The organism is Streptomyces sp. NPDC003042, assembly GCF_053591315.1.
Genome location: NZ_JBSFTP010000032.1, coordinates 37,967 through 50,997 on the forward strand (window position 1 = coordinate 37,967; position 13,031 = coordinate 50,997).

The window sequence follows — 13,031 nt, forward strand, 5'->3', positions numbered from 1 at the left end:
ACCTGCTGTTATGCCGGGTCGCCCGGTTCGTGGGAAAATCTGTCCATGGTCCAGAGCCCCGGTGCGTCGACCGCGCCAGAACTCGTCCTGGAAACCGACAGGGGCTCCACCGACATGAGCCCGGGCCGGACCTACCACGTCGGGCGGGACCCCCTCTGCGAGATCTGCCTCGACGACGCCCGCGTCTCCTGGCACCACGCGATCCTCCGCCCCGAGGGAGACCACTGGACCGTCCAGGACGAGGACAGCACCAACGGAACCTGGGTCGACGGCCACCGCATCGACGAGTGGAGCGTCGGGCCCGGCAGCGAGCTGCGCTTCGGCAGCGCCGAGGACGGCCCCCGCGCCGTCCTCGTCGGCCGCACGCCGCCCCCCGCCGCCGCCTTCCGGCCCTCGGGGGTCTTCGAGCCCGAGCTGAGCGGCACCTTCCGCCGGCCGACCTCCATCCACCCGCTACCCGCGCGGACCGCCGTACGGATCGGCCGCGGACCCGGCAACGACCTGATCCTCGACGACCTCGTCGTCTCCCGCCGGCACGCGGAACTGCGTGCGCTCGCCGACGGCACGTACGAGATCACCGACCTCGGCAGCCACAACGGCACCTACCTCAACGGCGCCCCCGTCGAGCGGGCCCGGGTCACCGAGGGCGACATCGTCGGCATCGGCCACTCGGCCTTCTGCCTCGTCGGCGACCAGCTCCAGGAGTACGTCGACTCCGGCGAGGTCTCCCTCGACGTGCGGGACCTGACCGTCGCCGTCGACCGCGGCCGCAAGACCCTGCTGGACCAGGTCTCCTTCCCCGTCGGCGCGAAATGCCTGCTGGCCGTCGTCGGCCCCAGCGGCGCCGGCAAATCCACCCTGCTCGGCGCCCTGACCGGACTGCGCCCCGCCGACCACGGCACCGTCCTCTACGACGGCCGCGACCTCTACCGGGACTACGCCGAACTGCGCAGCCGCATCGGACTCGTCCCCCAGGAGGACATCCTGCACGCGCAGCTCACCGTGCGCCGCGCCCTCACCTACGCCGCCGAACTCCGCTTCCCGCAGGACACCGCCAAGGCGGAGCGGCAGGCGCGAGTGGACGAGGTGATCGGGGAACTGGGCCTCGGCCAGCGCGCCGACCAGCCCATCCACAGCCTCTCCGGCGGCCAGCGCAAGCGGGTCTCCGTCGCGCTGGAGCTCCTGACCAAACCCTCGCTGCTCTTCCTCGACGAACCGACCTCCGGCCTCGACCCCGGCATGGACCGCTCGGTGATGCACATGCTGCGCGGCCTCGCCGACGACGGCCGCACCGTCATCGTGGTCACCCACAGCGTGCTCAGCCTCGACGTCTGCGACCGGCTGCTGGTGCTCGCCCCCGGCGGGCGCGTCGCCTATTTCGGGCCGCCCGGGGACACCCTCGGATTCTTCGGCTTCGAGCAGTGGCCGGAGGCCTTCGAAGCCTTCGAGAACGAGCGGGACCGCGACTGGGCCGGGCAGTACGCGGACTCGTCGCAACACCGCGCCTACGTGGCGAGCGCGCCCCGCACCGGCGTCGGCCCCGACGGCGGCCCGCCCGGCCCCGCCGCCCCGCCGGCTCCGCCGCCGAAGGCGCAGAGCTGGGGCTCCCAGCTCTCCACGCTGATCCGGCGCTACGCCGCCGCGCTCAGTGCCGACCGCACCTTCCTCGCCGTCATGATCGCGCTGCCGTTCGTGATGGGCGCCATGGCCCGCGCGCTGGCCGGCAGCGCCCTGACCCAGGAGACGGCGATCAACGCCCTGCTCATCCTGTGCGTGGGCGGTGTGCTGACGGGCGCGGCCAACGCGGTACGCGAACTGGTCAAGGAACGGGTCATCTACCAGCGCGAACGCGCCGTCGGGCTGTCCCGCTCCGCCTACCTGATGTCCAAGGTGGTCGTCCTGGGCGCCATCACCGTGGCCCAGGCCGTGGTGCTGACCCTCGTCGGCCTCCTGGGCGTGAAGCACGGTGCCCCGGGCGGCACCGGCGTCTTCCTGCCACCCCTGCTCGAAATCACGGTGGCCATCGCGCTGCTGTCCTTCAGCGCGATGATGCTCGGCCTGCTGGTCTCCGCCCTGGTGAAGAAGGAAGAGGTCACCATGCCGCTGCTGGTCCTCCTCGCCATCGTGCAAGTGGTCTTCTGCGGGGCGCTGCTCCAGCTCGACGGAGTGCCGGTCATCGAGCAGCTGGCCTGGTTCGTGCCGTCGCGCTGGGCGCTCGGCGCGACGGCGGCCACCATCGACCTCGGCCGGATCGTGCCCGGCCCGCTCACCGACGACCCGCTGTTCGCCCACTCCGCCGGGGTCTGGCTGCTGAACGCCGGAATGCTGGTGGCCCTGTCCGTGCTCTTCGGATTGCTGGTCTCCCGGCTGCTGCGGCGGCACGAGCCCGCGATCATGCGGAAGTAGGGCGGCCCGATGAGCAACCCCGAGTGGTTCGGCGCAGAGTTCCGCCCCACCCATGTGGTGCCGCAGGACGGGCTGCCCGCCTGGGAGGAGCCGGACGTGTCCCGGCCGACGACGCCCCTGGACGCGTTCCTCCCCGTGCGGCTGCTGTCCCGGCGCGGCGAGTGGGGGGAGATCCTGTGCGCCAACGGATGGTCCGCGTGGGTGGACGGGCGGCTGCTGGTGGCGGTGCCGCAGCCGCCGCCGACGGCCGGACGGCCCCTCGCCCGGACCGAGGACCCGGCCCCGCTGCTCACCCGGACCGCGGAAGCGCTGGAGAGCTACCGGCAGGCCGCCGACGCGCTCGCCTCGGGCGAGGCGAACGCCGAGGACTTCCGGCGCGCCACGCGCGGGCTGCGGGCCGCGGTCGTGCTCGACGGGGAGTGCGTGTGGGTGTTCGACGAGGCGGCGGGACGGTGGATGTACGCGGAGGGAAGCCGTCTGACGACGTACGCGGTCGTCACGGGACCGGGTGCTCCGACCGCGCCGCCGGATGCCGTACGTGAGGCCGACGCGGAAGGAGTCCCGTACGAGCCGACCCGCGTCGCTGAGCAGCCCGAGGCCGGAGGGCGGTGATGGGCGCGGACCCGCCGTCCGGGCGGCCGACCGACCTCCAGGGCAAGCAGATCGCCGGATACCTGGTGGAGAGCGAGATCGGGCGCGGCGGCATGGCGGTCGTCTACCGTGCGCGGGACCTGCGGCTGGACCGTACGGTGGCGCTGAAGCTGCTGGCCCCGGAACTCGCCCGCAACGACACCTTCCGCCGGCGCTTCGCACACGAGTCGAAGGTCGCGGCGGCCATCGACCACCCGCACATCGTGCCCGTGTTCGAAGCGGGGGAGGCGGAGGGGCTGCTCTTCATCGCCATGCGGTACGTCGCCGGCCAGGACCTGCGGGCGATGCTGGACCGGACGGGGCCGCTGCCGGTCGCGACGGCGACGCGGATCGCCGGGCAGGTGGCCTCGGCGCTCGACGCGGCCCACGCCCACGACCTGGTCCACCGGGACGTGAAGCCGGGCAACATCCTCGTCGCGCAGGGCACGGACAGCGACCACCCTGAGCACGTGTACCTCACGGACTTCGGGCTGACGAAGAAATCGCTGTCGCTGACCGGGTTCACGAGCGTGGGCCAGTTCGTCGGGACGCTGGACTACGTGGCACCGGAGCAGATCGCCGGAAAGCCGGTGGACGGGCGCTGCGACGTCTACAGCCTGGGATGCGTCGTCTACGAGACCCTCGTGGGCGGGCCGCCGTTCCAGCGGGACGAAGACATGGCCCTGCTCTGGGCCCACCAGTACGATCTTCCGCCGCCCGCGTCCTCACGCCGGGCCGGGCTGCCGATCGGCGTGGACGAGGTGCTCGAGAAGGCGCTGGCGAAGGCGCCGGAGGACCGGTGGGGGAGCTGCCTGGAGTTCACGCGTGCCCTGCGGGAGGCGGGAGCGGGCCCCGCGCGCCCGCACCCGCCGGCGCGGGCGGCCCGGCCGTTCGACCCGCAGCAGCCACCGCCCCCGCCGCCGCGGTGGGCGCTGCCGGTGTTCCGGGCGCGGGGGTGACCCGACCGTCGTCCCCTCATCAGCGTCGGGTGCCGCCGGGTGGCTGCTGTGGTGTGACGGGTCCCTGTTCCGCTCCGGTACCGGTTTCGACGAGCCCGCGGCGGTGGAGCGGGCGGGCCAGGAGGGCGCCGAGGAAGCCCGCGAGGGCGCCCCAGAGCAGGGCGAGACCGACCGTGCGCCCCAGCACGGGGGTCAGTTCGACCGTGCCGCCGAGGCCCTCCACTTCGCCGAGGCCCAGCAGGGACAGACCGAACTGGGCCTGGACCCGGGCCAGGAGACACACCGTGAGGGTCGCCAGGGCCAGGGCCACCGCGAGGTGGAGCGCGTGCTGCCAGGCGCGGACGTGCGCGGGGGACCGTACGGCAGCCAGGAGGCCCGCGCCGAGCAGCAGGACGGCGGCCGCCACCACCAGCCACCACGCCCGGGCGTCCCGCTCCGCGAGCGAGGCCACATCGACCGTCGACAGCTCGCGGCCGCGCAGGACCTGGTCCAACAGCTGCGGCATCGGCAGCCCGAAGGGGCCGTCGGCCTTGCCCTGCCAGGCGCCTCCCATGCCCAGGGTGAGGGCGAGCCAGGCGAGGTTCGGCAGCCCGAGGAGGACCACGGCCAGGGTCCGGGCGGCATGACCCTGGGTCGCGGCCACCACCAGGCCGACGCCGAGGCCGAGGACGACGTACGCGAGGAGCAGCAGGGCCGTGGCGAAAGCGGCCGGGCGCACCGCCGCGTGGAAGCGCACCAGCCCGGCCGGGAGCGGCGCGCGGCGCGAGACGAGGAGGGCGATCAGCAACAGGCCGAGGATCCACAGCAGCCCGAAGACGAAGGTGGCGGGCAGGTCGGCCCGGAAGCCCACCGTCGGGGCGGCGTCGAGGAGCTCGCCGATCTCCCCGAGGGGGGAGTCGCCGGTCGAGATCCCGAACGTCTGGCGGGCGAGCAGCGCGGTGCCCGTGAGCGCGAGCAGCCACAGCAGGACCAAGGGGGCCGCCCGGGCGAGCAGTTCGCCGGGGCCGGCCACGGCCCGGTTGTGCAGGGGCCGCAGGAAGCGGTACCCGGCGGTGAGCGCCCCGGCCAGGCTCACCGAGAGCGGCAGTACGGCCAGGCTCGCATCGGCCCCTGCCAGGAACCCGGCCCCGCCGGAGACCTCGACCGAGCCGCCGGCCGCCATCACGACGACGGCGGCGACCACCCGGGGGAACGCGCCGCCCGGCAGTTCCCCGGCGCCCGCGCAGGCCAGCCCCGCAGCGGCCACCGCGGTCATCACCGCGAAGCCGGCCACCACGGCGACGAAGGCGTCGCGCCATGCCCTCGGAGAGGTACGGCTCACGCTGCAACCGTAGGCACCCCGGCTTGCGGGCACCACCTGGACGGCGCACACAATGGCCGGTAGGAACACAAGAAACCGGGACATTTCCCTATCCGTAGGCGGAATGCCCCCTCGGAACGTCCAGCTGGGCCGGAAGTCCGCCGCCGCCTGGGAAGAAGAGTCCGTGACCACGCAACCCTCCGGCCGGCGGCCGCCGCGGCCGAACCAGCCGTCGCCGCAGCCGCCGTCCGCGCAGCCGCCGTCGTCCGGGCGCCCCATGGGACCGCCCTCGGGACCACTCTCCGGCGGAGAGAAGGGGCCCCCGCCCCCGCCGCCGCCCGCGCCCCCCGGGGGTCCGTCCGGCCCGGGTGGGCAGCCGTCCCGGGGACCCTGGTGGCGCTCCCTGCCCCGGCTGGCGACCGCGATCGTCGCGCTGGCCGCCGTCGCGGCCCTGGTCGTGGTGCTGACGCGGCCCGACGGCACGTCCACGAACCAGGCCGGCGCCGAGGTGTTCCTCCAGCCCGCCTCCGCGTCGGGACCCGACCCGTTCACCGAGTCGACGGCGGCGAAGGAGGCTACCCCGCCACCGGAGCGCCCGCCCCCGGCCTCGCCGAGCGCGGAGCCGACCAGGGGTGGGCAGGTCACGCGCAGCGTCAGCGGCGCCGCCCCGGGCGTCTACGGCGGCACCAGGGACATCGCCAGCTGCGACGTCGAGAAGCAGATCAGGGTGCTGTCCGCGGAGCCCGCCAAGAACGGCGCCTTCGCCGCGGTCGTCGAGATCGAACCGGCGGCCGTACCCGGCTACCTGCGCTCCCTCACCCCCGTCCAGCTGCGCCTGGACACCCGCGTCACCAACCACGGCTACCGCGACGGCCGGGCCACCGCCTATCAGGCGGTGCTCCAGGCCGGTACGGCCGTGCTGGTGGACGACCGGGGCGTGCCGAGGGTGCGGTGCGCGTGCGGGAACCCGCTCGGACCCCCGGTGGCGCTGAAGGCGAACCCGAAGCGGTTCGGTCAGCCGTGGAGCTCGTACCAGCCCGCACAGGTGGTGGTCATCGCGCCGTCGGTGACGATCGTGAACAAGTTCGTGATCTACGACCACGCCGACCGGCGCTGGTTCGAGCGCGACCGGGGCGCCCGTCACGTCAAGAACGACAAGCCCGTGCCGCCGCCCGTAGACCCGACCCCGAAGGTCACGCCGTCCACGCCGTCCCCGCACTCCACGCCGTCCCCGCACTCCACGCCGTCCACGCCGACTCCGTCGGAACCCTCGCCGTCGGAACCCTCACCGTCGCCCGGCACGGTGGTGCCGCAGCCGGTCTCCCCGAGCCCGTGCCCCTCGCTGTCCGGCACCGTGATCGTGACCCCGCCCCCGGGGCCGGGCGATCCCACCGGCCCCTGCCCGCCGGTCTCGTTGCCGCCCGTGGTGTCTCCCTCGCCGGAGATCTCCTCGCCCCCGCCCGTCCTGCGGAGCCCGCCCGAACCCGAGACCTCGCCTCCGACGGCCTCACCTCCGACGGTCTCACCCGCCCCGGAGCCGGAACCGCCACCCACCACCACTCAGCCCGTCCCTCCGCCCTCGGCGAACGGCCGCTGACGGCCAGCGGATGCCGTCCGTAGGGGAAGGGTGAGACCCTGGCCGCATGGACCAGCGGGGACGGATTGCCCAGGTCGACTGGCCCGCGCGGCCCGACCTGAGCCTCGCGCTCAACCGCATGGGCACCTTCGACTGGGACCTCGACAGTGGCCGGATCCATCTGGACCCCACCGCTCTCGAGGTCCTCGACCTGCGTCCGGAGGAGTTCGGCGGGACCCTCGCCGCGTTGCGCGGCCGGGTGGTGGCGGGGGAGGAGGCGGCCCGGTTCGACCAGCGCGTCGAACAGGCGCTGAAGGACGGGCGCAGCCACTACGGGGTCTACTTCCGCAGCCGCCGCAGGGACGGCGGCGCCGCCTGGACCCATATCCAGGGCCACATCCTGCGGGACCCGCACGGCCGTCCGTACCGGATCATCGGGATCCTGCGCGACGCCGCCCAGGACCCCGTCGAGTCCGGCGCCGGCTGGGAGCGGAACGAGGGGCGGCGCCGGATGACCGGTGTCGTCGAGCGGACCACCGCGATCCTCGCCCACGCCCGCACCGTCAACGACGTGACCGATGTCCTCAAGGACCCCGAGGCCCTCGGCCACCTCGGGGCGGTCAGTGTGATGCTCGGCGTCGTCGACGGCGGCCGCATCCACCTCGTCGCGGAGGGACAGCTGGGCTCGTACGTACCCGAGATCGAGTACACGCGGATCGACGCGCGGTTCCCGATGAGCGAGGCCGTACGGACCATGCAGCCGGTCTTCATCGCCTCGCGGGAGGAGTTCCAGCGGCGCTACCCCCAGCTGTGGCCGTACATCGAGCCGCTGGCCGTGCGCAGCGGGGTCTACCTGCCCCTCATCGCCCAGGGCCGTGCCATCGGCGCGCTCGGCCTGCTGTACAAGCGCGACGGCGACTTCACCGCCGAGGAGCGGAACCTGCTGATGGCGCTCGGCAGCGGCATCGCGCAGAGCCTCCAGCGGGCGATGCTCTTCGAGCAGGAGCACGACCTCGCCGAAAGCCTCCAGCGGGCCATGCTGCCGCGCAGGATCCCGGAGGTGCCGGGCGCGCGGATCGCCGTACGGTACCGGGCCGCCCGGATGGGGCGGGACATCGGCGGGGACTGGTACGACGTGATCCCGCTCGGCGAGGGCCGGGTCGGGGTGATGATCGGTGACGTGGAAGGGCACGACACGGACGCGGCGGCCGTCATGGGCCAGTTGCGGATCGTGCTGCGCGCGTACATCAGCGAGGGGCACAGCCCCGGCACGGCGATGGCGCGGGCCTCCACCTTCCTGCGCGAGCTGGCCACCGAACGGTTCGCCACCTGCACCTACGCCGAGTTGGACCTGAACACCGGGATGCTGAACATGGTCCGGGCCGGCCACCTCGACCCCGTCGTGCGCCGCGGTGACGGCAGCTGCCACCGGATCCAGGTGGCGGGCGGACTCCCTCTCGGGCTGCCGCCGCGCGACCGGTCGGGGACGGGCTCCGGCTACCCCGTCACCAGCCTCGAACTGCACCCCGGCGACACCCTGATGCTCTGCACGGACGGCCTGATCGAACGTCCGGGCAGCGACGGCGAGATCGGGATGCGGGAGTTCATGGACGCGGCCCGCCACGGACCGGTCGACGTGGAGGAACTCGCCGACGTGCTGTGCGGCCTCGTCGGTGACGCGGGCGGCGGGGACGACATGGCGCTGCTCCTGCTCCGCCGCCGCGGCACCCCCGCGCCGCGCGGCGGCGGGCCGCTGCGCCAGCGTCTGGTCCCCGGCGATCCGCAGGGCCCTGCGATGGCCCGCCACCTGATCCGTGCGGCCGTGGCCGCGTGGGGTGCCTGGGACCGGGCGGACGAGATCGAACTGGCGGCGGACGAGCTGATGACGAACGCCCTGGTGCACACCGACAGCGGCGGCGACGTCCGCATGCGGCTGACCGGGGAGGGCCGGATCCGGATCGAGGTCGAGGACTCCAGCAGCGCCCTGCCGCGCCGCCGGGAGGCGGGCGACTGGGCGGTGTCGGGGCGCGGCCTGATGCTGGTGGAACGGCTCGCGGACGGGTGGGGCGTGGAGCCCCGGGGCAGCGGAAAGTGCGTGTGGTGCGAGTTCACCGTCCCGCAGCCGCCGTCCCCGTAGGCCGCGGTTCTCAGACCGCGGCGTACGGGCCCTGGACGGCCTTGACGTCCTGGAGGGCGGTGAGCTTGCGGACGAAGAGGATGGCGAGCACCGCGGCGGCGACCATGGTGAGGTCCGAGAAGAAGCCGACGACGGAAGCGTCGCGCAAACTCTCGGGCGTCTCCGCCTTCTTGTACATCTGGGCGAAGACGCGGTCGAGGAGCGCGGCGACGACCCATACCGTCCACCAGGCGGTCAGCGGAGCGGTGGAGGTCGTGCGCGGGGAGCCGTCGGGACCGAGCTGGGTGCTGGCCGCCCAGGTCTGCTTCGCGGTACGGAAGGGAAGGACCAGGTTGGCGAACGGGATGAACCAGCCGCCGATCGCCCAGCCGGGCCCCTGAGTGAACGCGTCGGGGCGGAAGATCCCGCCGTTCACGCGCACGCGGTGGAACCAAATGATGAAGACGACCGCCGTGCCGAGCAGCGCCAGGATCTGGAAGATGCCGGTGGCAGCCGTGATCATGTCGGACTGGTCCAGCGTGTCGTCGGAGACCGCCAGGGGGTCCGTGATGACGTCCTTCATGAGCGACCAGACGTACAGGTTGTTGGCCGAGGAGAAGAGATTGACCACGGCCGCGACCGAGAGCAGTACGGTCAGGGCGGTCGCGAGGCCGCGCGAAGAGCGCAGCACACCGCCGGCCGGCGGCGGGCCGGCATGGGGCGGACCGGGAGGAAAGCTCGGCGGGCCGGGGTACGGCTGGGCGGCGTAGGGGTCGGCGGGGTACGGCTGGGCTGCGTACGGCTGGGCTGCGTACGGCTGCGCGGGCGCGCCGTACGGATCGTGCGGGCCGGGAGACTGGGGCGGCGGCGGTGAGCCGGGTGCGCTGAAGGACATGACGTTGTACCCCCCACGGGACAGGTGACGTGTGACCGTGCCCGCTGTCCGGTGACGCGGGCACCGATGAAACATATGCCAGATGCGCGAACCCCACGGCCCCGGGCGTCAGAGCCGCACCAGGGTGACCTCCGTGGCCTTCACGCTGGTCCACACCGCGGCGCCGTCGGCCACGCCCAGTTCGGCGGCCGCCTCCGGGGTGATCTCGGCGACCAGGTCGGGTGCCTGGCTCGACCCGACCAGTACGCGCAGCCGGCTTCCGACGGCGGTGATCTCCCGTACCGTGCCGGGCCAGATGTTACGAGGACTGCCGCCCGGGCGGTCCCGGTGCACGGACACCGCCTCCGGGGGGATGATCGCCAGCGCCCGCGCCCCCTCGGGCAGCGTCTCCGCCACCACCAGCCGGCCGCCCCCCGCGAGCGTGAGGCCGTCGGCGGTCGCGGTGCCCGGCCAGGCGTTGCGGCCCAGCATCCGGGCCACCCACGGGGAGCGCGGATGGCGGGTGACCTCGGCGGGCGGAGCGTCCTGGAGGGTGCGCCCGTCGGCCAGTACGAGGACCCGGTCGGCCAGCGAGACCGCCTCGACGGGGTCGTGCGTGACGATCAGGCAGACACCGCCGAAGCCGGCCAGGTGCGTGCGCAGGGTGTGCCGCACGTGCGCCCGGGTGGTCTGGTCGAGCGCGGCGAGGGGCTCGTCGAGCAGCAGCAGCCGGGGGCGGGCGGCCAGCGCGCGGGCGAGGGCGACGCGCTGCGCCTGGCCTCCGGAGAGCTGGGCGGGCTTGCGGTGGGCCAGGTGGCCGACGCCGAGCCGGTCCAGCCACGCCTGCGCCTGGCGGCGGGCTTCGGCGCGGTCGACCCGGTGGGCGCGCAGCCCGTACGCGGTGTTGGCGAGGGCGGTCAGGTGCGGGAACAGCGCGCCGTCCTGCGGTACCCAGGCCACCTGGCGCCGGTGCGGGGGCAGGGCGGTGACGTCGGTGTCGCCGAGGCGCAGCTCGGCGTGGGCCCGGGGGGTGAGGCCGAGCAGGGCGCGGAGCAGGGTGGTCTTGCCTGCGCCGTTCTCGCCGACGACGGCGATGGTGGTGCCGGGCTCGGCGTCGAGGGTGAGCTGGTTGAAGCCGGTCACCTCGGCGTGCAGGGGCCAGCGTTCGCGGCCCGGCGCCGCCGATGGTTCGTCGGTGCTCGCCGGTCGGTCGGTGCCCTCCGGTTCCTCGGGACCCGTCGCCCGACGTGCCGCCGGCGCGCCGGGGGAGACCTCCTCGGACGTCACCGGCGCCTCGGGGGCCCTGCGGGCGACGGGCGTCCAGCGGCCGCGCAGGGCGACCAGTACCGCCATGGCGATGGCGAGCAGCAGCAGGGAGACCGAGGTGGCGGCCTCCGGCTGGTCCTGGAGCAGCAGGTACACCTGGAGCGGCAGCGTCTGCGTGGTGCCGGGCAGGTTCCCGGCGAAGGTGATGGTCGCCCCGAACTCGCCGAGCGCGCGGGCCCAGGTCAGCGCCGCGCCGGCGATGAGGCCGGGGGCCACCATGGGCAGGGTCACGGTGAAGAACACCCGTACGGGCGAGGCGCCGAGCGAGGCGGCGGTCTCCTCGTAGCTCTGCTTGAGCCCGCCGAGCGCGCCCTCCAGGCTGATGACGAGGAAGGGCATCGAGACGAAGGTGGCCGCGACGACGGCGCCGGAGGTGTGGAAGGGAAGGGTGACGCCGAAGGCGCTCTCCAGCCACGGCCCGAGCAGCCCGCGCCGCCCGAATCCGAGCAGCAGCGCGACACCGCCGACAGTCGGCGGCAGCACCATCGGCAGCAGGACCAGGGAGCGGACGAAGGCCTTGCCCTTGAACTCGACCCGCGCCAGCAGCCAGGCGAGCGGCACGCCGAGGAGCAGCGAGAGCCCGAGCGCCCAGAAGGAAACGATCAGCGAGAGCCGCAGGGCCTCGACGACACCGGGACGCGCGAGGTGGGTGCCCAGCTCACCCCATTGGGTGCGGGTGAGGATGCCGACGAGGGGCAGCAGCAGGAACGCGACGGCGAGCAGCGCGGGAAGCGCCAGCGTCACGGGCGGGCGGGTGCGGGTGCGGGTGTGGAGTCTGCTCATGGGGTCAGGCCTTCTGGAAACCGGCGTCCTGAAGGATCTTCTGAGCCTCCGGGGTGCTCAGCCAAGCGACGAACGCGGCCGCGGCCCCGCGGTCCTTCGACTGCTTGAGCGTGGCGGCCGGGTAGGCGGCCACGGCGTTCTGGTCGTCCGGGATGTCGACCGTGGTGACCTTGTCGCCGGACTTGGCGGAGTCGGTCTTGTAGACGAGACCGGCGTCGGCCTCACCGAGTTCGACCTTGCTCAGCACGGCGCGGACGTTGGGCTCCTGGGAGACCGGCTTCACCTCGATCCCGCGCGATTGCAGGATCTGCCTGCCGTAACGGCCCACCGGGACCTCGGGCGCCGCCAGCACGACCTTGATCCTGGGGTCGGCGAGGTCCCCGAGGTCGTCGATCCCGAACGGGTTGCCCTTGCCGACGGCGATGACCAGACGGTTCTTCGCGATGACCGTGGCGGCGTCTGTCTCCGCCGCGAGGCCCTCCATCGTCCTGACGTCGGCGGTGACCAGTGCGTCGGCCGGGGCGCCCTGCCTGACCTGAGCGGCCAGCTCTTGCGAACCGGCGAAGGAGAAGGTGATCCGCGTTCCCGGGTGCGCCTTCTCGTACGCCGCGCCCGCGGCCTTGAACACGTCGGTGAGGGAGGACGCGGCGAGGACGGTGAGCTGCCCGGCCCCGGCCCCCTTGCCCGTGCCGTCCCCGCCGCCCCCGCACGCCGTCAGGGGTACGAGGAGGGCGGCGGTGAGCGCGGCGACAGCGCTGCGGCGGCGGTTCAAGCTCGGCGACACGGGTGGGCGCTCCTCGGTCGAGTCGGCTGCATGTGCGCCAAGGGTGTGCCATTTTTCGCGCATGTGCAATTATCTTGGGCTGTTCTCCATTGCAGGTGCCGCCTCCGTTGTGTCATCCGCCAAAAGCGTTCCGTTTGCGGCCCCACGGGTCGCTAGTGCTGTGGGCGGAAAGGTTTGCCGGGTCGCGGCGTCCGGTGGGGCGCATCCCAAGGCGGAGGGCCGCAGCTCGTACCGGACGTACTCGCGCGGTCCGACAACGCAGGGAGGTGCCGTGCCG

General features: G+C 73.7%; 9 protein-coding genes. 5 read left to right on the forward strand and 4 right to left on the reverse strand.

All coding sequences use genetic code 11. The annotated features are described in order from the left end of the window. Nucleotides 1-45 precede the first annotated feature (45 nt). The 3 genes from ACWDYJ_RS17940 to ACWDYJ_RS17950 are packed head-to-tail and all read left to right on the forward strand — an operon-like array spanning nt 46 to nt 3,995. On the forward strand, nt 46-2,406 hold the full coding sequence (locus ACWDYJ_RS17940; RefSeq protein ID WP_451566515.1) for an FHA domain-containing protein: 2,361 nt from the start codon (nt 46-48) through the stop codon (nt 2,404-2,406). A gap of 9 nt (nt 2,407-2,415) precedes the next feature. Further along, complete coding sequence (locus ACWDYJ_RS17945; RefSeq protein WP_451566516.1) at nt 2,416-3,018, forward strand: hypothetical protein; 603 nt, start codon at nt 2,416-2,418, stop codon at nt 3,016-3,018. Next, nucleotides 3,018-3,995, forward strand: coding sequence for a serine/threonine-protein kinase (locus tag ACWDYJ_RS17950; protein ID WP_451566517.1), 978 nt, complete (start codon nt 3,018-3,020; stop codon nt 3,993-3,995). The genes ACWDYJ_RS17945 and ACWDYJ_RS17950 overlap by 1 nt, the downstream gene beginning before the upstream one ends. Nucleotides 3,996-4,014: 19 nt before the next feature. On the opposite strand, the gene ACWDYJ_RS17955 is transcribed toward ACWDYJ_RS17950, so the two are convergent. Next, on the reverse strand, nt 4,015-5,250 hold the full coding sequence (locus tag ACWDYJ_RS17955; protein WP_451566545.1) for a streptophobe family protein: 1,236 nt from the start codon (nt 5,248-5,250) through the stop codon (nt 4,015-4,017). A gap of 322 nt (nt 5,251-5,572) precedes the next feature. On the opposite strand from ACWDYJ_RS17955, the gene ACWDYJ_RS17960 reads away from it, so the two are divergent. Both ACWDYJ_RS17960 and ACWDYJ_RS17965 read left to right on the forward strand, forming a co-directional pair. Further along, on the forward strand, nt 5,573-6,892 hold the full coding sequence (locus ACWDYJ_RS17960; protein WP_451566546.1) for a DUF6777 domain-containing protein: 1,320 nt from the start codon (nt 5,573-5,575) through the stop codon (nt 6,890-6,892). 46 nt (nt 6,893-6,938) lie between these two features. Next, on the forward strand, nt 6,939-9,008 hold the full coding sequence (locus ACWDYJ_RS17965) for a SpoIIE family protein phosphatase (RefSeq protein ID WP_451566518.1): 2,070 nt from the start codon (nt 6,939-6,941) through the stop codon (nt 9,006-9,008). A gap of 10 nt (nt 9,009-9,018) precedes the next feature. On the opposite strand, the gene ACWDYJ_RS17970 is transcribed toward ACWDYJ_RS17965, so the two are convergent. From ACWDYJ_RS17970 to modA, 3 genes are all read right to left on the reverse strand, one after another. Continuing rightward, nucleotides 9,019-9,882: a DUF4328 domain-containing protein gene (locus ACWDYJ_RS17970; RefSeq protein ID WP_451566519.1), complete on the reverse strand. Its 864-nt coding sequence runs from the start codon at nt 9,880-9,882 to the stop codon at nt 9,019-9,021. A gap of 108 nt (nt 9,883-9,990) precedes the next feature. Beyond that, on the reverse strand, nt 9,991-11,970 hold the full coding sequence (locus ACWDYJ_RS17975; protein WP_451566520.1) for an ABC transporter permease: 1,980 nt from the start codon (nt 11,968-11,970) through the stop codon (nt 9,991-9,993). A gap of 4 nt (nt 11,971-11,974) precedes the next feature. Then, the gene (modA, locus tag ACWDYJ_RS17980) at nt 11,975-12,754 is read right to left on the reverse strand and encodes a molybdate ABC transporter substrate-binding protein (protein WP_451566521.1); all 780 of its coding nucleotides are present in this window, start codon (nt 12,752-12,754) and stop codon (nt 11,975-11,977) included. Between the last annotated feature and the right edge of the window lie 277 nt (nt 12,755-13,031).

Excerpts from the sequence above, each read along its gene's own strand:
- ACWDYJ_RS17940 (WP_451566515.1), top strand. The coding sequence starts at position 46 with ATGGTCCAGAGCCCCGGTGCGTCGACCGCGCCAGAACTCGTCCTGGAA.
- ACWDYJ_RS17945 (WP_451566516.1), top strand. The coding sequence starts at position 2,416 with ATGAGCAACCCCGAGTGGTTCGGCGCAGAGTTCCGCCCCACCCATGTG.
- ACWDYJ_RS17955 (WP_451566545.1), bottom strand. The coding sequence starts at position 5,250 with ATGACCGCGGTGGCCGCTGCGGGGCTGGCCTGCGCGGGCGCCGGGGAA.
- ACWDYJ_RS17975 (WP_451566520.1), bottom strand. The coding sequence starts at position 11,970 with ATGAGCAGACTCCACACCCGCACCCGCACCCGCCCGCCCGTGACGCTG.
- ACWDYJ_RS17960 (WP_451566546.1), top strand. The coding sequence starts at position 5,573 with ATGGGACCGCCCTCGGGACCACTCTCCGGCGGAGAGAAGGGGCCCCCG.
- ACWDYJ_RS17965 (WP_451566518.1), top strand. The coding sequence starts at position 6,939 with ATGGACCAGCGGGGACGGATTGCCCAGGTCGACTGGCCCGCGCGGCCC.
- ACWDYJ_RS17950 (WP_451566517.1), top strand. The coding sequence starts at position 3,018 with ATGGGCGCGGACCCGCCGTCCGGGCGGCCGACCGACCTCCAGGGCAAG.
- ACWDYJ_RS17970 (WP_451566519.1), bottom strand. The coding sequence starts at position 9,882 with ATGTCCTTCAGCGCACCCGGCTCACCGCCGCCGCCCCAGTCTCCCGGC.